The 13,901-nt window shown below is 72.7% G+C and carries 13 protein-coding genes; 4 read left to right on the top strand and 9 right to left on the bottom strand.

The features are described from left to right. Nucleotides 1-65: 65 nt before the first annotated feature. Genes ilvC through AB0J24_RS20935 form a run of 3 tightly spaced genes read right to left on the bottom strand, consistent with a single transcriptional unit; the run spans nucleotide 66 to nucleotide 3,582 of the window. Entirely contained in the window at nucleotides 66-1,070 is a 1,005-nt protein-coding gene (gene ilvC, locus AB0J24_RS20925; RefSeq protein ID WP_358683786.1) for a ketol-acid reductoisomerase, read from the bottom strand. Nucleotides 1,071-1,114: 44 nt separating this feature from the next. Further along, on the bottom strand, nucleotides 1,115-1,624 hold the full coding sequence (gene ilvN, locus AB0J24_RS20930; protein ID WP_344027366.1) for an acetolactate synthase small subunit: 510 nt from the start codon (nucleotides 1,622-1,624) through the stop codon (nucleotides 1,115-1,117). Next, entirely contained in the window at nucleotides 1,621-3,582 is a 1,962-nt protein-coding gene (locus AB0J24_RS20935) for an acetolactate synthase large subunit (RefSeq protein ID WP_358683788.1), read from the bottom strand. Before AB0J24_RS20935 ends, ilvN begins: the two co-directional genes overlap by 4 nt. A gap of 265 nt (nucleotides 3,583-3,847) precedes the next feature. On the opposite strand from AB0J24_RS20935, the gene AB0J24_RS20940 reads away from it, so the two are divergent. From AB0J24_RS20940 to AB0J24_RS20955, 4 genes are all read left to right on the top strand, one after another. Further along, nucleotides 3,848-4,363, top strand: a complete 516-nt coding sequence (locus AB0J24_RS20940; RefSeq protein ID WP_358683790.1) for a PH domain-containing protein — start codon at nucleotides 3,848-3,850, stop codon at nucleotides 4,361-4,363. 56 nt (nucleotides 4,364-4,419) lie between these two features. Continuing rightward, nucleotides 4,420-4,845: a hypothetical protein gene (locus tag AB0J24_RS20945; RefSeq protein ID WP_358683791.1), complete on the top strand. Its 426-nt coding sequence runs from the start codon at nucleotides 4,420-4,422 to the stop codon at nucleotides 4,843-4,845. A 188-nt stretch (nucleotides 4,846-5,033) separates the two neighbouring features. Then, nucleotides 5,034-6,875 carry a dihydroxy-acid dehydratase gene (gene ilvD, locus AB0J24_RS20950; protein WP_358683793.1) on the top strand — a complete coding sequence of 614 codons (1,842 nt, stop codon included), beginning with the start codon at nucleotides 5,034-5,036 and terminating at the stop codon, nucleotides 6,873-6,875. Nucleotides 6,876-6,894: 19 nt separating this feature from the next. Continuing rightward, complete coding sequence (locus AB0J24_RS20955) at nucleotides 6,895-7,872, top strand: aldo/keto reductase (protein WP_358683794.1); 978 nt, start codon at nucleotides 6,895-6,897, stop codon at nucleotides 7,870-7,872. A 236-nt stretch (nucleotides 7,873-8,108) separates the two neighbouring features. Here the strand turns inward: AB0J24_RS20955 and AB0J24_RS20960 are convergent, their stop codons facing one another. From AB0J24_RS20960 to AB0J24_RS20985, 6 genes are all read right to left on the bottom strand, one after another. Further along, a complete protein-coding gene (locus AB0J24_RS20960) occupies nucleotides 8,109-9,416 on the bottom strand; it encodes a glycosyltransferase 87 family protein (RefSeq protein WP_358683943.1) in 1,308 nt (435 codons plus the stop codon). Nucleotides 9,417-9,499: 83 nt separating this feature from the next. Beyond that, complete coding sequence (locus AB0J24_RS20965; RefSeq protein WP_358683795.1) at nucleotides 9,500-10,159, bottom strand: response regulator transcription factor; 660 nt, start codon at nucleotides 10,157-10,159, stop codon at nucleotides 9,500-9,502. Further along, complete coding sequence (locus AB0J24_RS20970) at nucleotides 10,156-11,343, bottom strand: histidine kinase (RefSeq protein WP_358683797.1); 1,188 nt, start codon at nucleotides 11,341-11,343, stop codon at nucleotides 10,156-10,158. Before AB0J24_RS20970 ends, AB0J24_RS20965 begins: the two co-directional genes overlap by 4 nt. Further along, a complete protein-coding gene (locus AB0J24_RS20975) occupies nucleotides 11,340-12,272 on the bottom strand; it encodes a phosphotransferase (RefSeq protein ID WP_358683799.1) in 933 nt (310 codons plus the stop codon). The genes AB0J24_RS20970 and AB0J24_RS20975 overlap by 4 nt, the downstream gene beginning before the upstream one ends. Continuing rightward, the gene (locus AB0J24_RS20980) at nucleotides 12,269-12,874 is read right to left on the bottom strand and encodes a DoxX family protein (RefSeq protein ID WP_358683801.1); all 606 of its coding nucleotides are present in this window, start codon (nucleotides 12,872-12,874) and stop codon (nucleotides 12,269-12,271) included. The genes AB0J24_RS20975 and AB0J24_RS20980 overlap by 4 nt, the downstream gene beginning before the upstream one ends. A 59-nt stretch (nucleotides 12,875-12,933) precedes the next feature. Next, entirely contained in the window at nucleotides 12,934-13,860 is a 927-nt protein-coding gene (locus AB0J24_RS20985; RefSeq protein WP_358683803.1) for a 2-hydroxyacid dehydrogenase, read from the bottom strand. Nucleotides 13,861-13,901: the final 41 nt, after the last annotated feature.

Below are 13,901 nucleotides of genomic sequence, written 5' to 3' on the forward strand. Positions count from 1 at the left end.
GCGGGCCTCATTCTGCCGGGCGGCACCCGGCGGTGATCAGGCGGAGGTCGTTCCGCAGGCTTGTCTCACTTGGCCTTCTCGCCGACCCAGCTCATCAGGCCACGGAGCTTCTCCCCGACCTGCTCGATCGGGTGCTCGGCACCCTGCTGCTGCAGCTTGGTGAAGTTCGGACGGCCGTTCTCGTCCTCGGCGACCCACTCGCGGGCGAAGGTCCCGTCCTGGACCTCCTTGAGGATCGCCTCCATGTTCTTCTTCACCTCCGGGGTGATCACCCGCGGGCCGCGGGTGAGGTCGCCGTACTCGGCGGTGTCGGAGATGGAGAACCGCTCGTTGGCGATGCCGCCCTCGTACATGAGGTCGACGATCAGCTTGAGCTCGTGCAGGCACTCGAAGTAGGCGATCTCCGGGGCGTAACCCGCCTCGGTCAGCACCTCGAAACCGGTCTGCACCAGCGCGGCGGCACCGCCGCAGAGGACGGCCTGCTCACCGAACAGGTCGGTCTCGGTCTCCTCCTTGAACGTGGTCTCGATGACGCCCGCGCGGGCGCCGCCGATCCCGGCCGCGTAGGAGAGCGCGAGCGCCTTGGCGTTGCCCGACGGGTCCTGCTCGACGGCGATCAGCGCGGGCACGCCCTTGCCGTCGACGAACTGGCGGCGGACGAGGTGCCCCGGGCCCTTCGGGGCGACCATCGCGACGTCCACGCCCGCCGGAGGCTTGATCAGCTCGTAGCGGATGTTGAAGCCGTGCCCGAAGAACAGCGCGTCGCCATCGTTGAGGTTCGGCTCGATGTCCTGGGTGTAGATGGTGCGCTGCTTGGTGTCCGGCGCCAGCACCATGATCAGGTCCGCCCAGGCGGACACCTCGGCCGGCGTACCGACCTCGAGGCCCTCGTCGGCGGCCTTCTGCCGGGACTTCGAGCCCTCCGGCAGACCGATCTTCACCTCGACCCCGGAGTCACGCAGGGACAGCGCGTGCGCGTGCCCCTGGGAGCCGTAGCCGATCACGGCGACCTTGCGGCCCTGGATGATCGACAGGTCGGCGTCTGCGTCGTAGTAGATGTTGACACTCATGACTCTGGGACAGTTCCTCTCGGAGGGGTGTGTGCGACGTCTGTCTAACGGACGGAGGCCGCGGTGATGGACCGGGGGCCGCGACCCACCGCGACCATCCCGGACTTGACCATCTCGCGGATCCCGTAGGGCTCCAGCATCCGGAGCAGGGCGCCGAGCTTGTCCGCGGTGCCGGTGGCCTCGACCGTGACGGCCTCCGGGGACACGTCGACGACCTTCGCCCGGAACAGCTGGACGGTCTCCAGCACCTGGCTGCGCACGGTCGCGTCGGCCCGGACCTTGACCAGCAGCAGCTCGCGCTGCACCGAGGCGTCCGGCTCCAGCTCGACGATCTTGATGACGTGCACGAGCTTGTTCAGCTGCTTGGTGACCTGCTCCATCGGGAGCTCGTCGACCTCGACCACGATCGTCATCCGGGAGATGTCCGGGTGCTCGGTCGGGCCGACGGCCAACGAATTGATGTTGAAACCGCGGCGGGAGAACAGACCGGAGACGCGGGCCAGGACGCCGGGCTTGTCCTCGACGAGGACCGACAGGGTGTGCAGCTCGCTCATCGGTCGTTCTCCGCTTCGGACAGGGCCTTCTCGGTCACGTCCGCGACCTCGTCGACCGACGCCGCCAGCTCGTCGTTGTCGAACTCGGGGCGGATGTCACGGGCGACCTTGATCTCGTCGTTGCTGGTGCCCGCGGCGACCATCGGCCAGACCTGGGCGTCGGCGCCGACCACGAACTCGACGACGACCGGGCGGTCGTCGATCTCCATCGCCTGATGGATGACCCGGTCGACGTCCTCGGCCGACTCGACCCGCAGCCCCACGCAGCCCATCGCCTCGGCCAGCATCGGGAAGTCCGGGATGCGCAGCTTGTGGGTGTTGAGGTCGGTGTTGGAGTAGCGCTCGCCGTAGAACAGGGTCTGCCACTGGCGGACCATGCCCAGGTTGCCGTTGTTGATCACGGCGACCTTGATCGGGATGCCCTCGATCGCGCAGGTGGCGAGCTCCTGGTTGGTCATCTGGAAGCAGCCGTCGCCGTCGATGCACCACACGACGGTGTCCGGCTCGCCGACCTTGGCCCCCATCGCGGCCGGCACCGCGTAGCCCATCGTGCCGAGGCCCCCGGAGTTCAGCCAGGTGCGCGGCTTCTCGTAACGGACGAACTGGGCGGCCCACATCTGGTGCTGCCCGACGCCCGCGGTGTAGATCGCGTCCGGGCCGGCGATGGCCCCGATCCGCTCGATCACGTACTCCGGCGACAGCGAACCGTCGGCCGGCTCGGTGTACCCGAGCGGGTAGCGCTCGCGCAGCCCGCCGACCTGGCGCCACCAGCCGGTGAGGTCCGGCTCGCCGTACTCGGCCCGGTCCGCGCGGACGGCCTCGACCAGTTCGGCCAGGACCTCCTTGCAGTCCCCGACGATCGGCACGTCGGCGCGGCGGTTCTTGGAGATCTCGGCCGGGTCGATGTCGGCGTGCACGACCTTCGCGTCCGGCGCGAAGCTCTCCAGCTTGCCGGTGACCCGGTCGTCGAACCGGGCCCCGAGCGCGACCAGCAGGTCGGACCGCTGCATCGACGCGACCGCCGCGACGGTGCCGTGCATACCCGGCATGCCCAGGTGCTGCGGATGACTGTCCGGGAAGACACCGCGGGCCATCAGGGTGGTGACGACCGGCGCCCCGGTCAGCTCGGCCAGCTCCCGCAGCTCGGCCGACGCCTCCGCCTTGAGCACGCCGCCGCCGACGTAGAGCACCGGCCGGCGGGACTCCCGGATGAGCCGGGCGGCCTCGCGGATCTGCTTGCCGTGCGGCCGGGTCGTCGGCCGGTAACCGGGCAGAGCCAGCTCCGGGGGCCAGGAGAACGTGGTCTGCTCCTGCAGCACGTCCTTCGGGATGTCCACCAGGACCGGGCCGGGCCGGCCGGTGGACGCCAGGTGGAAGGCCTCGGCGATCGCGCGCGGGATCTGCGTCGCGTCGGTCACCAGCATGTTGTGCTTGGTCACCGGCAGGGTGATGCCGGTGATGTCGGCCTCCTGGAAGGCGTCGGTGCCGATCAGCGGCCGGGTCTGCTGGCCGGTGATGGCCACCAGCGGAACCGAGTCCATGTAGGCGTCGGCGATCGGGGTGACCAGGTTCGTCGCACCCGGCCCGGACGTCGCCATGCAGACCCCGACCTTGCCGGTGGCCTGCGCGTACCCGGTGGCGGCGTGCCCGGCACCCTGCTCGTGCCGGACCAGGATGTGGCGCACCCTCGTCGAGTCGAGCAACGGGTCGTAGGCCGGGAGGATGGTCCCGCCCGGCAGCCCGAAGACCACCTCGCAGCCGATCTCCTCGAGCGACCGGACCAGGGACTGGGCACCGGTCATCGGTTCGTCGACGATCCGCGGTCCGGGCACCGTGGTGTCCGGGGCCCCGGAGCCGTGGCTGCGGGCGGTCGGCTCGGTGCGCGGCCCGGCGGACCGGCCCGGCGGCGGGCCCGGCTTCGGGCCGGGCGCGCCGGACTTGGAGTGGGCGGTGGTCATCTGGGTCTGCCTCGCTGGAGATCGTTGTCGATCAGATGCCGGACATGAAAAAACCCCCGCCGCCCGGAGGTCCGGGCTCCTGCGAGGGTGAGCGCGTCGTCGTGACGTTCGAGATCGTCGAACTCAGGCGGCGACGCGCCCGGGAAGTACGAGAATTCGAACGGCGAACATGACTGCGACGCTAGCACGCGTCCCACGAGCGGCGTCAATCGACCCCACCCGAGCGGGGCCCCGGGCGACGATCCACCGGTGTCACACTGGACCCGTGAGCAGCACAGACGACCGTGAGGCCGCCGAGACCACGTCGGTCGGGGAGCCGACCCCTGCAGCGGAGCCCGTCCAGCATGTGGACGTCGGCGTCGCCTACACGCCGCGGGTCCGCGACGAGGGCCGCAAGGTCCGCGAGGGGACGCGCAGGCTGGTGTTCAAGCCGTCCCGGCTGACCATCGTGGTGGCGTTGTTCGCCGCCGTCGGCGGGTTGCCGCTGTACTTCAGCGTGCCCTACTTCTGGCTGTTCCTGCTCGTCCCGGTGGCGGTGACGGTCTGGGTGCTGCGGATCCGCACGACCGTGGACCCGTCGACGGTGACCGTGCGGACCCTCACCGGCTCGCGGACGGTCGCCTGGGACGACGTGCGCGGGCTGCGGCTGGGGAAGCGGTCGTCGGTGAGCGCGGTGCTCCCCCACGACGAACTCACCCTGCGCGCGGTGCACGTGCGGGACCTGCCCGCGTTGTCGGTGGCGTCGGGCGGGCGGTTCGCCGATCCGGTCGGCGAGGCCTGACGACCGGATCGCACGTTCGGCCCCGCGCGGCGGGTCGGTGCCCTACTCTGCCCGCCATGCCGTCGCCCGAGATGGACCGCTCCGAGCTGGACCGACGGGTCCGGCGGCACGGCGCCGACATCGACGCCCTGTACGAGATCAGTGCCCGGATCGAGGGCAAGGTCGACTCCCTCGGTCTGCGGGTCGGTGCGGTGGAGATCGGGCTCGGCGAGCTCAGCCGTTCCGTCGACGAACGCTTCGACGGCGTCGACCAACGCTTCGACGGCGTCGACCGCCGCTTCGACGGCATGGACCAACGCCTCGACGGCATGGACCAGCGCCTCGACGGCATGGACCAGCGCTTCGATGGCATGGACCAACGCTTCGACGGCGTGGACCGTCGCCTCGACGGCTTCGACCAACGCTTCGACCGCGTCGACCGTCGCCTCGACGGCATCGACGAGCAGCTCGCGGCGATCCTCACGATCCTGCGCGAGCGCTGAGGGCTCTCCCGCCCCGCTCGCGTGCCCGCCGGTGGGCGTACCGTGAGGACGAACGGCACGTACGGGCCATCGGGCGTCACCCGCCCCGCCCGCGCGCGCCGCCCCGGGCCGGTGTGCACCCCACCACCGCGACGCGTGCGCCCGCCCGGCCGCCCGCACCGTCCAGAACACGTCTGGGGACCCACGACATGCCCGCCCTGCGCTCCCGCGTCACCACCCACGGCCGTAACGCCGCCGGAGCCCGCTCGCTCTGGCGCGCCACCGGTATGGGCGACGACGACTTCGGCAAGCCGATCGTCGCGATCGCGAACTCCTACACCCAGTTCGTGCCCGGCCACGTGCATCTCAAGGACATGGGTGACCTGGTCGCAGGCGCGATCAAGGAGGCGGGCGGGGTCGCCAAGGAGTTCAACACGATCGCCGTCGACGACGGCATCGCCATGGGGCACGGTGGGATGCTCTACTCGCTGCCCTCACGCGAGATCATCGCCGACGCCGTCGAGTACATGGTGAACGGGCACGCCGCCGACGCGCTGGTGTGCATCTCGAACTGCGACAAGATCACCCCGGGGATGTTGAACGCCGCGATGCGGCTCAACATCCCGACCGTCTTCGTCTCCGGCGGGCCGATGGAGGCGGGCAAGGCGGTCGTCGTCGGCGGGGTGGCGCAGGCTCCGACCGACCTGATCACCGCGATCGCGGCCTCGGCCTCGTCCGAGGTGGACGAGGCCGGCCTGGCCGAGGTCGAGCGCTCCGCCTGCCCGACCTGCGGGTCCTGCTCCGGGATGTTCACCGCGAACTCGATGAACTGCCTCACCGAGGCACTCGGGCTGTCGCTGCCGGGCAACGGATCGACGCTGGCCACCCACGCGGCCCGCCGCGAGCTGTTCCTCGACGCCGGCCGCACCGTGATGGACCTGGCGACCCGGTGGTACCGCGACGACGACGCGTCCGCCCTGCCGCGCAACATCGCCACCCGCAAGGCGTTCGAGAACGCGATGGCGCTCGACGTCGCCATGGGCGGCTCGACGAACACCGTGCTGCACATCCTCGCCGCCGCCCAGGAGGGCGAGATCGACTTCGATCTCGCCGCCATCGACGAGATCTCGCGGCGGGTGCCCTGCCTGAGCAAGGTCGCACCGAACTCGGACTACCACATGGAGGACGTCCACCGGGCCGGCGGCATCCCGGCGATCCTGGGCGAGCTGTGGCGGGCCGGGCTGCTGAACACCGACGTCCACTCGGTGCACTCGCCCTCGCTCGAGCAGTGGCTGACCGAGTGGGACATCCGCTCGGCCGCCCCGTCGGAGCGGGCGGTCGAGCTGTACCACGCGGCCCCCGGCGGGGTCCGGACCACGCAGGCGTTCTCGACCGAGAACCGCTGGTCGTCGCTGGATCTCGACGCCGCGGGCGGGTGCATCCGCGACCTCGAGCACGCCTACTCCGCCGACGGCGGGCTGGCCGTGCTGCGCGGCAACCTGGCGGTCGACGGCGCGGTGATCAAGACCGCGGGCATCCCGGAGGACATCTGGGAGTTCGAGGGCCCGGCCGTGGTCCTGGAGAGCCAGGAGGACGCGGTCTCGGCGATCCTGCGCAAGGAGATCAAGCCCGGTGACGTGCTGGTCATCCGCTACGAGGGTCCGTCCGGCGGGCCGGGGATGCAGGAGATGCTGCACCCCACCGCGTTCCTCAAGGGTGCCGGCCTCGGCAAGGTCTGCGCGCTGATCACCGACGGCCGGTTCTCCGGTGGCTCGTCGGGCATCTCGGTCGGCCACATCTCCCCGGAGGCCGCCGCGGGCGGCACCATCGGCCTGGTGGAGAACGGCGACCGGATCCGGCTCGACGTGCGTGCCCGCTCCCTGGAACTGCTGGTCGACGCCGAGGTGCTGGCCGACCGGCGCGCCAAGATGGAGGCCGCCGAGCGGCCCTGGCAGCCGGTGGACCGCCAGCGCACCGTGTCCAAGGCGCTGCGGGCCTACGCCCACATGGCGACCAGCGCCGACACCGGAGCGGTGCGTCGCATCCCCTGACCCGGTCTACGTTGGTCACATGGCCCTCGGAACACGCACGCTCGGATCCCTGACCGTCTCCGCACAGGGGCTCGGTTGCATGGGCATGTCGCAGAGCTACGGGGCCGGTGACCGGGCCGAGTCGATCGCCACGATCCACCGCGCCCTCGACCTCGGTGTGACCCTGCTCGACACCGCGAACGTCTACGGCGACGGCGCCAACGAGGAACTCGTCGGCGCCGCGATCGCCGACCGTCGGGACCGGGTCGTGCTGGCGACGAAGTTCGGCATCGTCCGCGACGCCGAGGGCAACCAGGGCGCGCAGGGCGACCCGGCCTACGTGCACCGCTGCGCCGAGGAGTCGCTCCGCCGGCTCGGTGTCGACCACATCGACCTCTACTACCAGCACCGGGTCGACCCGGACACGCCGATCGAGGAGACCGTCGGCGCGCTCGTCGAGCTCATCGACGCCGGGAAGATCCGGCACTACGGGCTGTCCGAGTGCGGCGCGGAGACCCTGCGCCGCGCGCACGCGGTGCACCCGCCGGCCGCGGTGCAGTCGGAGTGGTCGCTGTGGACCCGCGACATCGAGGACTCGGTCGCACCGGTGTGCGCGGAGCTGGGGGTGGGTGTCGTGCCGTTCTCCCCGCTCGGCCGCGGCTTTCTGACCGGTGCGATCACCTCGTCCGGGCAGCTCGGCGAGGGTGACATGCGTCGCGGTCTCCCCCGGTTCTCCGAGGACAACCTGGCCACGAACCTGGCGATCGTCGAGACGCTGCGCGCCCTCGCTGAGCGCCGCGGGGTGAGCGCCGGGCAGCTCGCGCTGGCCTGGGTGCAGGGGCGCGGCGAGCACGTCGTCCCGATCCCGGGGACGAAGCGGCGCCGCTACCTGGAGGAGAACGTCGCCGCCGCCGAACTGGAGCTGTCCGCGCAGGAGAACGCGGAGCTGGAGGCCGCCGCGGCCGGGGTGGCCGGCGAGCGCTACCCGGAGCACCTGCAGCGCAACGTCGGCCGCTGATCCTCACCGCACGCCCCGCCACACCCCGCTCTGCCCCGCCGCGTCCCGCCTCGCCCACCGCGCCGCGTCCGGTCCGCCGCCTCGCCCCGCCGCGCCACGTCCGGTCCGCCGTGCCGCGTCCCGTCCCGCCGAGATGCACCTCAGCGGGAATTGTTGATCTCCAAGGCCCGCTGAGCTGCATCTCGGCGCGGCGCCGGTGCCGCTGCGGTGCGGGTGCCGGCGCGACGGGAAGCGGTTCAGTGCGTGGCCCGGCGGCGCGGCGGACCGACCGAGTCATCGCTCGCGCGTGACGGACCCGAGGGGAAGCGCGTCGGTGCGGCGGAGGGGTGGGGCCGTGGGGCGACGGGGCCCTGTGCGATCACCAGCAGAACGACGACCAGCACTACCACCCCCCACCACGTCAGACTCGCCCCGATCAGCTGCTCGGCCGGTGACCAGTCGCGTTCCCGTCCGTCCCCGTGCGGCAGCAGCCAGTGCGTGCCGACCACGAGCGATGGCGCCCCGGCCGCGAGCGCCCCTCGCAGGGCGCCCGAACCGCGGCGGCGGGCGGTGTCGACCAGCACAGGCAGTGCCGGGAGCACCCATACCCAGTGATTCGACCAGGAGATGGGTGAGACGAGCAGGCCGGCGATCGAGAGCACGGACGCGGCGAGCAGCGACTCCCCCAACGCCACGCAGCGGCGCGCGAGCAGCAGCGCCAGGATCCCGACCGTACCGGCCAGCACCAGCCAGCACCCGGTCGTCGCGGCAGCGGGGAGCCCCCAGCGTTCGACGGCGCCGCGGAGGCTCTGGTTCCCGGCGTAAGCGAGGTCGAGCGCGGCCCCGGCCCCGAGCCCGACCAGGCGACCACCCCAGTAGTCCGGCGAGTCCGCCGGGGCGAGCAGGGCGCCCAGCCCGGTCAGCGCGACGAAGGTCCCGGCCGCCCGCGCTGCGGCCCGGCGGTCCCCGACGAGCAGGAACCACACCACGAAGACCAGCGGCGTCAGCTTGATCGCCGCGGCGACACCGACGCCGAACCCGCGCCACCGCCCTCGGCCCAGGAGCCCCGCCCAGACCAGGCCCATCAACAGCAGGTTGACCTGCCCGAGCAGCAGGACCAACCGGACCGGGTCGGTGAGCAGGACCAGCGGTAGGGCGGCCGCGACCGTCCATCCGCCGGCCCGCCTGCCGAGCGCCCGCACCACCGAGGCCAGCACCGCGAGCAGGACCGCGGCCGACACGACGGTCAGCAGGGTCGCCGCAGCGGGCATCGGCAACCAGCTGAACGGGACGAACATCACCGCGGCGATCGGTGGGTACACGAAGGGCAGTGCCTCGCCGTAACCGGTGACGGGGAAGGCGGGACCGTACAGCGGTTGCCCGGTCAGCCAGGCGTCCGCACCGAGCCGGTAGACGTCCAGGTCGATCCGGTACTGCGCGAACCAGCCGACCGGGAGCCCGAGCCCGGGGACTCCGTGCAGGAACGGCCAGGCGACGGCGGCGCACCCGACGACCGCGAGGGCCCGGATGGCGAGCGGGGGTCGGTGCGGTCGGCGACGGAGCATCACGCGGCGCAGCGTCGGGCACCGACGGGTGCCCGGACCTCACCCCGCAGGGTGCACCCGGAGTGGCTCCCCGGCGGGAGGTTTCAGCCACCCGGCGAGACCAGCCCGGACTCATAGGCGAACACCACGGCCTGTGCCCGGTCCCGCAGGCCCAGCTTGGCGAACAGGCGCCCGACGTGCGACTTCACCGTCTCCTCCGCAATGACCAGGTCGGTGGCCACCTCGGTGTTGGACAGGCCTCGGGCGATCAGCCGGAGCACGTCCCGTTCGCGGACGGTCAACCCGGCCAGGCGGGCGCGTTCCCGGGCCGGTGGCGGACGGCGGGTCGCGAACCGGGCGATCATCCGGCGGGTGACCGACGGGGAGAGCAGTGCGTCACCCGCGGCCGCCACCCGCACCGCCTCGGCCAGGGCGGCCGGAGTGGCGCCCTTGAGCAGGAAACCGCTGACGCCGGCGCGCAGCGCCTCGTAGACGTAGTCGTCCAGGTCGAAGGTGGTGAGCACGACGATCGTCGGCCGGTACCCGCCACCGGACAACAGCTCGCGGGACGCGGCGAGACCGTCGAGCACCGGCATCCGGATGTCCATCAGCACCACGTCGGGGCGCCGCTCGCGCACGAGGGCGACCGCCTCCCGGCCGTCGGCTGCCTGACCGAGCACCTGCAGATCGGGCTCACCGTCGAGCAGCGCGGCGAAGCCTGCCCGGACCATCGCCTGGTCGTCGGCGATCACCACGGTGATCATGTCGCCTCCCTGGGCAGTGTCGCGCGGACGGAGAAGCCACCGTCGGGGGTCGGACCCGCCTCGAACGTGCCACCGAGCAACCGCGCCCGCTCACCCATCCCGCGCAGCCCCGATCCGGCCCCTGGCGCGGACACCGGTGCCGCTGGTGGCCGCCCGTTCTCGACGCTGACGCGGACCGGGCCCGCGCCCGCGGCGTCCACCCGGATCCGTACGTCGGCGCCGGTGGCGTGCCGCACCGCGTTGGCGAGCGCCTCCTGCACGATCCGGTACACCGACACGCCGAGCACGTCGTCGACGTCCCCGGTGGTCGTCACCTCGATCGCGCACCCGGCGCCGCGGGTGGCCTCGACCAACCCGGGAAGGTCCGCCAAGCCGGGCTGGGGATGGCGCTCCGACTCGCCCGTCCCGTGCAGCACGCCGACCAACCGTCGCATGTCGCCGAGGGCGGTCCGGGACAGCGTGGCGATCTCGTCGAACTCGGCTGCGGCCGGCGCGGACACCTCCGGGACCCGGCGGGCCGCACTGGCCGCGCGAACGGCGAGGACCGACAGGTGGTGCGCCACGACGTCGTGGAGCTCCCGGCCGATCCGTTCCCGCTCCTCGTGCACCTGACGGCGACGGGTCTCGGCCAACCGGGCCAGCGCCGTCCGTACCCGGTCGTGTCGTCGGAGCCCGACCGCGCAGGCCAGCACGACACCGGCCGCCCACAGCGCCAGCGGTCCGGTGAGCTGAAGCGTCCACTGCCCGGTCTGCACCGCCACGAGTGCACGGACGGCACCGCATGCGACGACCAGGGCGGTCAGCGACACGGCGAGCCGGCCACCCAGCGCGGCGGTACCGGCGAGGGTCACCACGACCTGTGCGACGACGGTGTCGAGGAACCACGGGGGCGGGGCGCCGCCGTGGCCGGGCAGTGGCAGTTGCAGCACCACGGTCGCGCACAGGGCGACTCCGGGGTACCACCGGGCGAGCAGCACCGCGGCGGCGAAGGCGACGGCCCGCAGCAGTGGCAGCACCTCGGGGGCGTCGGGCATGCTCAGGTGCAGCGGCAGGACCAACAGCGCGCCGAACAGGAACAACCACCACGGCCACACCTCCCGGCTGCTTCCCGGGACGGCCGGCAACCGAGCGGCCTGCAGCCGCTCCCACAGTCCCGGCGGCTCGGGGGCGGCGCGGCCGGTCACCGGAGCCGCCGGTCCCCCAGCAGCTCACCGAGCTCGTCGAGTGCGGCGGCGGCGACCCGCACCATCGACGCGACCCGGTCCGCGCTCTGGTGCTCGGCGGCGAACGGCAGGTACTGAGCGTGCGCGTGCAACCGCGCCCAGGCCGACTCGACGGCGATCATTGCCGGTGGATCGGGCGTGCCCAGCGCCTCGTGCAGGGTGGCCCGGTAGATCTCCGGAACCGGGTCGGCCGGGGCGTCGGCCGGTCCGTCGGCCGGCGGCGCGGCGAGCACGACGGTGTCCAGCGAGCCCGGTGCGACGCGGGCGTTCCCCCAGTCCAGCAGCACGGCCCCGGACGGTCCGATGTGGACGTTCCCACGGTGCGCGTCGCCGTGGCACAGCGTGCGGGGCAGCGCAGCGAGGGCGGTGCTGATCCGGCTGTCGGCCGCCCAGGTGCGGACGGTCGCGTCGGCCTCCAGGTAGATACGGCCGGCGTCGGCCACCCGGGCAGCGGCAGCCTGCAGACCGACCGAGGCGAGCCCGCACAGTTGCCCCCACCAGGTCGGGTCGACCACCGGGACGCCGCGTGGCCGGTTCCGCCGCCAGTGCGCGTGCACCAGGGCCAGGGTGCACCACACCTCGTCGGGCACCGGGGCGCCCGGCGGCAGCGGAGCACCCGGTTCGTGTGCGAGGACGACCCAGCCGTTGCCGGAGGCGAGCATCCGGGGCACCCGCACCGGGCCGTTCACGACGGCGACCGCCCGGAGCGCGGCAATCTCGTCGGGCGCGGCGGCCTTCAGGACGACCGAGCTGTCGTCGTCGAGGTCGATCCGCTCGACCGCGGCCGACGCGTGCCCACCGGCCAGCGGTGCACGGCCGGCGACCCGCACCTCCCGGCGCAGTCGCGTCGCCAGCGGTGCGAGCCAGACCTCGTCGGGCGGGGCCGTCATCGACGCAGCACGAACAGGACCAGCAGCGCGACCCCCACGCCGATCACCAGGGAGAGCACCGACCACGGCAGCGGGCGTCGCTGGTAGGTGCGACCGGCGTCGAGCGCGATCCGCCCGGCACCGGCGAACAGCAGTGCCGCCACACCGCCCCCGAGCAGCAGGTGCAGCTCCAGGGAGTTCGGGCCGTCGGCGGCGAACAGGGGCACCACCGGGCCGTCGGGTCCGAGCGACAGCACGATCGCGACGATCTTGGTGGCGAGCAGCCCGGCCGCCGCGAACGGGGTGAGCAAGCCGATCACCAGTAGCGCACCCAGCACCAGCTGGCCGACGCCGAGCGCCCAGGCCAGTGGTTGCGCGAACGCGCTGAACCCGGCCTCGGCGAGTGCGTCGGCGGTGCCGGCCGGGCCCAGACCACCGAGCAGCCCGAACACCTTCTGCGCTCCGTGGGCGGCGAAGATGCCGCCGACGACGACGCGCAGCACCAGCAGCCCGATGTCCGACGAGACGTGCGCCGGAACCGGCAGCCGCTCCGGCCGTGTCCGCTCGGGCGGTTCGGCACCGGAGATGGATCCCCAGTCGTACTGCTGCGTGGGCCCGCTCATAGCGTCCGACCCTACCGGCGGACGAACCGGCCACCTGCGGGTTTCCCCCGGCGCGTCCCCTAGTAGGTCCCGGTGACCAGGTTCGGGGGCTCACCGCCCGCGGCGAACGCCGCCAGCTGCTCGGCGGCCACCCGGTACGCACGGCGCATCGCCAGCGGGACGCTGCCGCCGACGTGCGGGGTGAGCAGCAGCCCCGGCGCGGAGAACAGCGGATGGCCGTCGGGGAGCGGCTCGGGATCGGTGACGTCGAGCGCCGCCCGCAACCGTCCGGAGTTCAGCTCGGCAAGCAGCGCGTCGGTGTCGCACACCGGTCCGCGGGCACCGTTGACCAGCAGCGCGCCGTCCGGCATGGCGGCGAGGAACTCGGCGTCGACCATGCCGCGGGTCTCGTCGGTGAGCGGGACGATCAGCACCGTCGCGTCGTGGTCGGGCAGCAACGACGGCAGCTCGTCCCAGCCGTGCACGCCGTCCCGCGCGGTGCGGCCGACCAGGGTGGTCTCGACCTCGAACGGCTCCAGGCGGGCCTTCGTCTTCGCACCGACGTCGCCGGCGCCGACGATCAGGATCCGCTTCCCGGCCAGCTCCTCGGTCTGGTGGTAGTCCCACACACCACGGTCCTGCGCGCGCACGAACCGGTCCAGATGCCGGTAGACGGCGAGCAGGACCGACAGCACCCACTCCGCGGTGGCACCACCGTGCGCGCCGCGGCCGTCGGACAGTGCGACGCCGTCGGGAAGCTTGCCTATCCATGCCTCGGCGCCCGCGGTGAGCAGCTGGACGAGCTCCAGCTCCGGCATTCCCCTGGTCAGCTCGATCGCATCGGACGTCGCGAGGAACGGCGGGACCAGCGCGCGGGCGGTGGCGGCCGCCTCGGGCAACGGCCCCTCCGGGTCGTAGACGACCGGGTGCAGACCCTCCACCTCGGAGAGGATCTCGGCTCCTTCGGTGTGCGGCACCAGAACGGTCACGGGGCTCATGACGGTCATGTCCACGGACCGTACTCACCCGACGCTCACCTCGTCCCGCC

The sequence above is a fragment of the Pseudonocardia sp. NPDC049635 genome (assembly GCF_040659795.1).
In the GTDB taxonomy this organism is placed as follows: domain Bacteria; phylum Actinomycetota; class Actinomycetes; order Mycobacteriales; family Pseudonocardiaceae; genus Pseudonocardia.

Excerpts from the sequence above, each read along its gene's own strand:
- AB0J24_RS20935 (WP_358683788.1), bottom strand. The coding sequence starts at position 3,582 with ATGACCACCGCCCACTCCAAGTCCGGCGCGCCCGGCCCGAAGCCGGGC.
- AB0J24_RS20955 (WP_358683794.1), top strand. The coding sequence starts at position 6,895 with ATGGCCCTCGGAACACGCACGCTCGGATCCCTGACCGTCTCCGCACAG.
- AB0J24_RS20985 (WP_358683803.1), bottom strand. The coding sequence starts at position 13,860 with ATGACCGTCATGAGCCCCGTGACCGTTCTGGTGCCGCACACCGAAGGA.
- AB0J24_RS20945 (WP_358683791.1), top strand. The coding sequence starts at position 4,420 with ATGCCGTCGCCCGAGATGGACCGCTCCGAGCTGGACCGACGGGTCCGG.
- AB0J24_RS20980 (WP_358683801.1), bottom strand. The coding sequence starts at position 12,874 with ATGAGCGGGCCCACGCAGCAGTACGACTGGGGATCCATCTCCGGTGCC.
- ilvN (WP_344027366.1), bottom strand. The coding sequence starts at position 1,624 with ATGAGCGAGCTGCACACCCTGTCGGTCCTCGTCGAGGACAAGCCCGGC.
- ilvD (WP_358683793.1), top strand. The coding sequence starts at position 5,034 with ATGCCCGCCCTGCGCTCCCGCGTCACCACCCACGGCCGTAACGCCGCC.
- AB0J24_RS20960 (WP_358683943.1), bottom strand. The coding sequence starts at position 9,416 with ATGCTCCGTCGCCGACCGCACCGACCCCCGCTCGCCATCCGGGCCCTC.
- AB0J24_RS20975 (WP_358683799.1), bottom strand. The coding sequence starts at position 12,272 with ATGACGGCCCCGCCCGACGAGGTCTGGCTCGCACCGCTGGCGACGCGA.
- AB0J24_RS20965 (WP_358683795.1), bottom strand. The coding sequence starts at position 10,159 with ATGATCACCGTGGTGATCGCCGACGACCAGGCGATGGTCCGGGCAGGC.
- ilvC (WP_358683786.1), bottom strand. The coding sequence starts at position 1,070 with ATGAGTGTCAACATCTACTACGACGCAGACGCCGACCTGTCGATCATC.